Raw genomic sequence first — 7,583 nt, forward strand, 5'->3', positions numbered from 1 at the left:
AAGCTGGACGCTCGCGGCTGATGGCGGGTAGCTGGAGGCTGAAAGCGGGAAGCTGGTACGATGTGTGCGCCGCGCCATCGCTTACACGGCTTATCCGAGGCTTGTTATGCTTGAGTTGATTTCTCACATCGTGGTCAGCGCCCTAGAAAGTCTGGATTCAACCCAGGTGACCGGGCTGTTTGTGTTGGCGATGCTGGTGCTATTTGCCCTCGCGCTGCTCGCCGCGCTGACCCGCCGTGCCCAAGCTTTTCAGCAGAGCACGCCGACATTGCTAACCACCCTGGGCATTCTCGGTACCTTTCTCGGTATCGCGATTGGTTTGCTGGATTTCGACGCCAATCGCATCGAATCGAGTATTCCGCTGCTGCTCGAAGGTCTCAAACTCGCCTTTATCACCAGTATCATCGGCATTCTGCTGGCCACCGCGCTGCGGCTGGTGCTGGTGCTCAAGCGCGATGTCGCCCGCCAACCGACCGCCACTGCGCAAGCGGATGCCGCCTCAGCACTCGATGCCAGCGATCCCGCCGCGCTCTATAAACTGCAAATTCAGCTCGCCGATGCGCAGTTGAGCACCACGCGCCAACTCGTCGAACAGCTTGCCGCGCTGGATACCCGTTTGATTAGCACGTTAGAGCAGCAGCACGCGGCGCAACTGGCCGCTTTTCAGACCTTCGCCGGTCAGTTGAGCGAACTCGGATCGCGCCAGCTCATGGCGGCGCTGGAATCGGTGATCCGCGATTTCAACGACAAACTCAGTGCGCAATTTGGCGAGAATTTCCGCCATCTCGATGCTTCAGTGGGCAAGCTGTTGCTGTGGCAGGAACAATACCGCGAACACATGACGACGCTCGGCACCCAGCTTGATTTAGCCGTCGCCGGCGTCGAACGGTCGCAGATCAGCCTGCAAACGCTCAATCAACAGGCCAGTCAGATGACCGTTCATGCCGCCGATCATCAGGCCACGTTACAGGCGCTCAAACGCGAAACGCTCGAACTCGAATCCGTGCTCGGCGGTGTGGCAGAGTTGCGCGAACGGGCTAAAGAAGCCTTCCCCGCTATCGACCAGCGTTTGCGCACTATGCTCGAAACCATCGAGGGCGCGGTGCTCTCCGGTCTGGAAGCGCAACAGCGCATCGGGCGCTTGAGCGCCGCCGCCACCCCGACTGCTGGACGTAACACGCCATGATGCCGCCACTGCTCCACAATCCGAGCGCCGAAGCAGCGGAAGACGAAAGCCATTGGCTGACCGTTTCTGACCTGATGGCGACGCTGATGATGATTTTTCTGTTTTTAGCCGTGCTGCACATGCTGCAAGTCGAGCGGCTGCATCAGCTTGAAACCGACGTGCGCATCGATGCTAGTGAATCACGGCAGGCGATTCATTCGGCGCTAACCCGCGAGTTTCAGCGCGATCTGCCGCGCTGGAATGCGGAACTGGTCGAACGCACGCTCACCCTGCGGTTTCGTGAACCGGACATTCTGTTCGACCGCAATTCCGCCCGCATCAAACCGGAATTTGAAGCGATTCTGAATGACTTTTTGCCGCGTTATGTGGCGCTGCTCAAGCCATTTAGCGGCGTGATCCGCGAAATTCGCCTTGAAGGGCACACCTCAAGCGAATGGAGTCCGGGCACCGCGCCGCTCGATGCCTACTTTCTCAATATGGAATTGAGCCAGCAGCGCACGCAAGCCGTGTTGCGCTTTGCTTACGGACTCGACGCGCTCCAGAATGAAGATTGGTTCCGCGCACGGGTCGCGGCAGTGGGGCTGTCGTCCTCGCGTCCGGTGAAAGATGCACAGGGCAACGAGAACTCAGCGGCCTCGCGGCGGGTGGAATTTAGCGTTTTGACGGATTTTGAAGCGCGGTTGTTAGAGCCGGTGGCGGTTTCCAGCCGCCAGCCGTCCGTTTCTAGCGATCAGCCATCTGCTTTATACGCAGAGTGAGATGCCGGGCGCTGCGCTAAACATTGCTCACTCACAACCAGGGACTCAGACGCGCATTCGAGAGGCCATAAGCGCGATCATGTATATCTTGTAGAAATTGCAGTTCTGCCCAAGCCTCCGGCGTCCACTCAACATTGAGTCCCAGATCACCAAACGTCAGGCGCTGAAAGATCGTTTCAAAAGCGTTGATATTGCCCCATACCGTCATTAAATAATCCAGTGTTTCTGGGAAACCAATTTCGAGTGCGGAATTTTCGGTTCGCGTCAAAACCACTCGCGCAGGAATAATCCCTGTTGCTGCTGAAGCAACTGACGATTGCGTTGAATTATCGACGACCACAAATTGATTCAGTAGCCATTCTGCCCACTGTTGCAAGACTTTTAACGGGTGTTCAAAGGCTAAGGTAATGCGATACAGCCGTTCTAAACTGCCTCGTTGGCGCGGCATCTCAATACTTTCCAGTACCCGCGCCCGTAAACGTACCTGAGCGCGGGTTGGCACGCCATTAAATTGGAGCGCAGCACTTTGACCCGCCGTCAGCGTCAAGGGTGAAGCAATCTGTAATTGTCCTTTAGCAATTTCAGACAGTGCGCCGCGCCATTCGCCAACTGTTTGAATCTGGACTTCCAGGGTTGCGACTAATGGATTAGCCGCATGTTGGGTATCCTGTTCGTTAGTGCCCTGAAGTTGACCGAGCAGTTTTTCTAAGCGCGTTTGATTAAAAATCGACAGTCGCTGAAAACGCAAAGCCAGCATATAGCGATTCGATTCTAATGCTTTTTGGCGCAATAACACGGCTTCAATATCAATGGTTTCCTTACCCGTCCACGGCAATCGCAGCCAGATGCTTTGTTCACTGGCTATCGGCAATTCGGTTGCTGTTTGACACAAGGCACCGCCCCAAGATAAATCCATCAGCGTGGCGGTATACACTGATTTTTGCCGAGCATCCTGTAATTGCACAGGAATTTGTACCGACAAGCGTGCTTGGGTTCGGCGTTCAGATTCAGAAACTGCATAAGAAGGCATAGCATTGTCGCTCTGGTAGGAAATGATTCGCTAGGTCACGCGATTGCATCTTAAATCCTAGCGGTTAGCGCCCAAACTAGACAAACACTTTAGCTGTTTAGCTGGTGGCTGGACGCTGACGGCTGGAAGCTGAAAGCCCGCAGGCGCTTGGCCAACAGCGCCACCGTGGTCGCTGCGTGGCGTTGACCATATCGCGCCGGAATATAGAGCCTGAACCACGCGCCAACCTCGGCGGCTAAATCCGGACGTGCCGCCGCGATCCGTTGCGCATAATCATGTGGCCCCTCATGCGGCAGGCGCGGTAGCCCGATGCGTGCCAATCGCTGACACAGCCGCGCATACAGCCGTTCTAGCGGATCGTGTTCACGGCGCTCGCGTAGCAGCACCAGCATGATCGCGCCCAGCGTCACCGACACGGCGACCACCATCAGCGCCGCCAAGCCGTATTCTTGCCACGCGCCCAGACCGAGCTGCTCCATCAGTTGCCGCTGATCTTGCGCCGAAAAATCCAGCACCCAGTTCTGCCAGGTCGCTTCCAGCGTGTCGCTCATCAGCCGCAAATCGCGTAGCCAACTAGCCAGCGCCGCCGTTTCGCCCAGATCAAAGCGCACCGATGCGCCAGCACCGAGCAATTCCGTCGCCGCCTGATTGTCGATGCGCGACGGATCAACCGCCGCCGTCGGATCGACGCGCACCCAGCCGCGCTCGGCGATCCACACTTCGACCCAAGCGTGTGCATCGGACTGATAGACAATCGTGTAATCACCAAACTGATTGACCTCGCCGCCGAGATAGCCGAGCACAATTCGTGCTGGAATCCCCGCCACCCGCATCAACAGCGCGAAACTGCTGGCATAGTGTTCACAAAAACCACTGCGCGTCTCGAACAGAAATTCATCGGCTGGATTGGCCCCCAGTTTGGGCGGCAGCAGCGTGTAATAAAAATCCTGCTGATTAAAATGCGCCAGCGCCCGCTCGACCAATGCCCAGTCATCCGCCGGCTCGGCACTGCGCCACTCGGCAACCAGCGCCCGCATCCGCGGCGTGATGTTATCGGGCACGGCCAAAGCCAGCGCCCGTTCAGCCGCCGTCGGTTCCGCTGTGCGGTAGCGCAGCGCGGACTGCACGCGATAGCGTTTGAGTTCAGTAATCGGTTGATTAGCCAGTAATTGATGATCGGCGGTCAGGGTCGCCGCATCCGGTGCGTTCAATGGCCGGTCGAGCGCAAACAGCCAGCGTTGATTGCTTGGCTCCATGACGATTTCATATTCAATGGGGTCAGCGGCCTCGATCAGTGGGGCCACAGTGGTCGCAGATGCGGGCGGGGTGCCGAGCGTCCAGCGGCGTCCATCCATCTGCCATAGCACCAGCCCGCGCCAATAGCGTTGCTGCGCCGCCGGGGGTTGCTGGCCGAGAAAGCGCACACGAAATGCCAGATCACCATTGACCACCAGTTCACTGATATTGCCCGGCTCCATTGTGTCGGACATGCCCATCATGCCCTGGGTATTATCAAAGCCAAGACTCCAGAGTGGCGCTGTCAGACGCGGAAACAGGATAAACAACACCAGCGTCAACGGAATCGCTTGCAGCGCCAGCCGCACGCTGATGCGCAGTGCTGGACGTAACCCAGCGGCGTCCAGTCCGCCGTTGAGTTCGGCCAAGAGCGTGACCAGCGCCAGCGCGATCACGCCGAGATAGAGCGTCAGCGCGAACGAGTCATCAAACAGGAACTGCACGACGCTCAAAAAACCCAGCAAAATCAACACTAAACGCAGATCGCGTTTGGTGTCGAGTTCCAGCAGCTTGAGCACGATCATCGTCACCAGCAGCGCCGCGCCGCCGTCCTGACCGCTCACTGTGTGATAGGCGGCCAAACAGTTCACCAGCCCAGCGAACGCCAACAGCGCCCGTAGCCAGCGATTCGGGCGCACGACTGGCCAGCGCAAGGCGGCCAAGCGTATGGCGATAATCAGCACCAAAAATGCGGTGATCGGCGCGTCGAGATAGCGCACCAGCGGCGCACAGGCGGCAGCGACCAGCAGCGTTGTCCAGAATAGTTGCTTGCGCTCAGGCGCGGTTTCTCTTGGCTGATATTGACGCATAGGCTTACCCAAATCCGAATAAGGCTAACCGCGTGAGACAGCGTTCTGTGTGTGCTGTGCCCTGCGCGAGTCCTTCGACACCATCCGGTAGGCGCAGACCAAAGCGGGTTGCGCTGGCGCTGACATCGAGCACTTGACGGGTCAAGAGGCTCAAGCGCAGTTCAGGATCGGACGCGGCCAGTTGCGCCCAGTCGATCCACACGGCTTGACCGTGCTCGCCGCCATATTGCTTGACCACTAATCCACGTTCACGCGCATAGGCTTTCCAGTCAATATGGCGGATCGAATCGCCTGGGCGATAGCCGCGTGCGCCGAGATACTCGTCTGCACCCTCATGACGGGTGTGCTGCGGGCGGGCGCTGTCGCCGGCATCCTGGCCGGGTTCGGGCGCGTGTGGTGCGGGCTGGGGAAACACCAGCGTTTTGGCGTCAGTGGCTACATACGTCCACGCCATAAACAAGCCGAGCGGATGGCGCGTCTCAACCCGTACATCGGTCAGGCGCTGCCAGCCGCGTTGCAGCGTTGGCACCGTCAGCACGATCACCGCTTGATCGTCAGCGGCAATATAAATCGGCGCTGGTTGATCGTCGTGTTTACGTGCTCGAATATCCGAGCGCGCGCGGCCCCCGGCAGCCCGCACACTCACTTCAAAACGCGCCTGTTCACCAGCAAAGATCGGCGAGCCGCCACGCGCTTGCACCACCAAACCGAGCAGATTAAACCACGCATGGTGCATGGCAATCAGACCGACTGAGGCTAAAAAAAACGTCAACAGCAAGCCGAGGTTATTTTGATAATTCAGCGATCCCAGCAACATCACCAGCATCACCGCACCGTATAAAAATCCGGCGCGGGTCGGGACAATGTAAATCTGCCGCGCCCCGATACGTGCCAAACCATCGGGGCCAGGCTGAACGCGGCGCAGGAGGCTATCGAAATAGCGGTCGGCGCGGCTGCGGAGCGTTGGGGCGTGGTGTTGCATCAGCTTAAAACCGTCAGTGCTGATTCTGTCGCGAGACAGGGAGTGCCAATGGGTGTGCATCCATCTTACGCGATTGAGCGCGATTAGGCGTAACTCAGCACTAAACTGATGACATGCTCTAGATAGTGTCGTTACAAGATTCGAGCCCAGATAGCAATGCACCGAATCTGGGCGGCGGCTAGGAACGAAGCGGCAGTTTGGTCGTAGCGGGTGGCAATCACTCGCTACTGTTTGAGTTGCAAGAACGCATTTTCGATCAGATGCCGATGACGGTAGAGCGCGGCATCATAGGCGCGGGGTATTTCGTGGTTGCGGGTGTCAAGTTTTCTTTGATCTGATGGATTTTCGTTAACACCTGTTAACGCGCACGTGCTTGGTCACACATGGCCCCATCCGGCAAGGTCTGTGACATGCACAGACGCGAAAAGGTCTTAGATATGCTTTGAGTTTTACACCAGCAGCAAGTCGTGCTGGAAACCCGATACTCAAACGTGTTAAAGACCGATGCTCTTGGTTATCTGGTTATCTGGTTATCGAGCAGGCGGGAACATGAACCCGCTACTTAAGCGTGTCAAGTGCTTTCTATGCAAAACAAAACGGTAAAATTTGTGATTTTTTGTTAAAAAATTTACCACTATCTGATTAGCTCTCCGTGATACTGCTGTAACGCACGCGTCGTTAAACTCGTCAGGGGACGCTGACCGAAACGGGGCAAAATATGCACACAGAGTTTTTGCTTTCATCGGCTACAGCGGCAGATCGAGCACGAGGATTATCATCGAACAAGGTGAATGTATGAACTGCCGAACACGCAACATTTGGCCGCATCGTGCGTGTTTGAGCCTGAGCCTCAGCCTGCTGATTAGCTGTAGCTCTACGCCACCAGCGGAGCCGGTGCGCTACTACACGCTCGACGCGGATAATCTAGAACCTCAGCCTGCACGCACGCCGCCGATTTGCGGGACACTGCATGTGACGCGACTGACCGCACGCGGACTGCTCGGCGGACGGGCACTGCTATATCGTGCTCCCGATGACTCGCCGGAAATCCAAGCCTATCCGCGTTATCTGTGGCAAGAACCGATTGCTTCGGCGATGACCAATCTGTTGGTCGATCAGCTCCGCGCCGCGCAGGTGTTTACGCAGGTGACTGCGACTGGACGCACACAGACAGATTATCGGCTCGAAGGCGAGATTGAGCGGTATGAACATCAGCCGCTGCACCGACCGCCGCGTGTGCGTGCGAGCATTGAATTGGCGCTGATTCGGCCGCGTGATCGGGCGCTCTTGTGGTCACGTAACTATGTGTTGGAGGAGCCGGTCGGCGAGCGCACCGCCACCGCGATGGTATTGGCGTTCAATCGGCTGGCACTGGCGTTGACGCAGCAGGTCAGCGCCGATCTGCGCATGTGGTCGCAATCACGCTTAGAGCCTATCCCAAAAGGCCGGTAGCCCGCCAAGTGATGATCCCGAGCGCCAGATGGATCATGGCCAAGTAGGTGTCATCGCGCTTCTCCCAGCG

6 protein-coding genes and 2 pseudogenes are annotated in these 7,583 nt (G+C 57.5%); 3 read left to right on the forward strand and 5 right to left on the reverse strand.

Annotation, left to right across the window (positions count from 1 at the left end; translation table 11 throughout):
* The first annotated feature begins 106 nt into the window (after window positions 1–106).
* Both BLW10_RS09795 and BLW10_RS09800 read left to right on the forward strand, forming a co-directional pair.
* Window positions 107–1,186 (forward strand): hypothetical protein, encoded by a 1,080-nt coding sequence (locus BLW10_RS09795; RefSeq protein WP_091334327.1) that lies wholly within the window; start codon window positions 107–109, stop codon window positions 1,184–1,186.
* Window positions 1,183–1,944: an OmpA family protein gene (locus BLW10_RS09800; RefSeq protein WP_425425900.1), complete on the forward strand. Its 762-nt coding sequence runs from the start codon at window positions 1,183–1,185 to the stop codon at window positions 1,942–1,944. The genes BLW10_RS09795 and BLW10_RS09800 overlap by 4 nt, the downstream gene beginning before the upstream one ends.
* Window positions 1,945–1,975: 31 nt before the next feature.
* Here the strand turns inward: BLW10_RS09800 and BLW10_RS09805 are convergent, their stop codons facing one another.
* From BLW10_RS09805 to BLW10_RS09820, 4 genes and pseudogenes are all read right to left on the reverse strand, one after another.
* Complete coding sequence (locus BLW10_RS09805; RefSeq protein ID WP_091334328.1) at window positions 1,976–2,974, reverse strand: PilZ domain-containing protein; 999 nt, start codon at window positions 2,972–2,974, stop codon at window positions 1,976–1,978.
* A gap of 89 nt (window positions 2,975–3,063) precedes the next feature.
* Window positions 3,064–5,079, reverse strand: coding sequence for a transglutaminase TgpA family protein (locus BLW10_RS09810; protein ID WP_091334330.1), 2,016 nt, complete (start codon window positions 5,077–5,079; stop codon window positions 3,064–3,066).
* A 4-nt stretch (window positions 5,080–5,083) separates the two neighbouring features.
* Window positions 5,084–6,061, reverse strand: coding sequence for a DUF58 domain-containing protein (locus BLW10_RS09815; protein ID WP_091334331.1), 978 nt, complete (start codon window positions 6,059–6,061; stop codon window positions 5,084–5,086).
* Window positions 6,062–6,192: 131 nt separating this feature from the next.
* Window positions 6,193–6,375 (reverse strand): annotated as a pseudogene (locus tag BLW10_RS09820) (IS5/IS1182 family transposase); the annotation flags it as partial.
* 481 nt (window positions 6,376–6,856) lie between these two features.
* Here BLW10_RS09820 and BLW10_RS09825 point away from each other — a divergent pair.
* The gene (locus BLW10_RS09825; RefSeq protein ID WP_091334333.1) at window positions 6,857–7,513 is read left to right on the forward strand and encodes an ABC-type transport auxiliary lipoprotein family protein; all 657 of its coding nucleotides are present in this window, start codon (window positions 6,857–6,859) and stop codon (window positions 7,511–7,513) included.
* Here the strand turns inward: BLW10_RS09825 and BLW10_RS13800 are convergent.
* Window positions 7,494–7,583, reverse strand: a pseudogene (locus BLW10_RS13800) (IS5/IS1182 family transposase); the annotation flags it as partial. The gene BLW10_RS09825 and the pseudogene BLW10_RS13800 sit on opposite strands and share 20 nt — an antisense overlap.

The organism is Allochromatium warmingii, assembly GCF_900107145.1.
GTDB lineage: Bacteria > Pseudomonadota > Gammaproteobacteria > Chromatiales > Chromatiaceae > Thermochromatium > Thermochromatium warmingii.

Bases quoted from the DNA above. Each gene is read 5' to 3' on its own strand.
- BLW10_RS09815 (WP_091334331.1), bottom strand. From the start codon at position 6,061: ATGCAACACCACGCCCCAACGCTCCGCAGCCGCGCCGACCGCTATTTC.
- BLW10_RS09810 (WP_091334330.1), bottom strand. From the start codon at position 5,079: ATGCGTCAATATCAGCCAAGAGAAACCGCGCCTGAGCGCAAGCAACTA.
- BLW10_RS09825 (WP_091334333.1), top strand. From the start codon at position 6,857: ATGAACTGCCGAACACGCAACATTTGGCCGCATCGTGCGTGTTTGAGC.
- BLW10_RS09795 (WP_091334327.1), top strand. From the start codon at position 107: ATGCTTGAGTTGATTTCTCACATCGTGGTCAGCGCCCTAGAAAGTCTG.
- BLW10_RS09805 (WP_091334328.1), bottom strand. From the start codon at position 2,974: ATGCCTTCTTATGCAGTTTCTGAATCTGAACGCCGAACCCAAGCACGC.
- BLW10_RS09800 (WP_425425900.1), top strand. From the start codon at position 1,183: ATGATGCCGCCACTGCTCCACAATCCGAGCGCCGAAGCAGCGGAAGAC.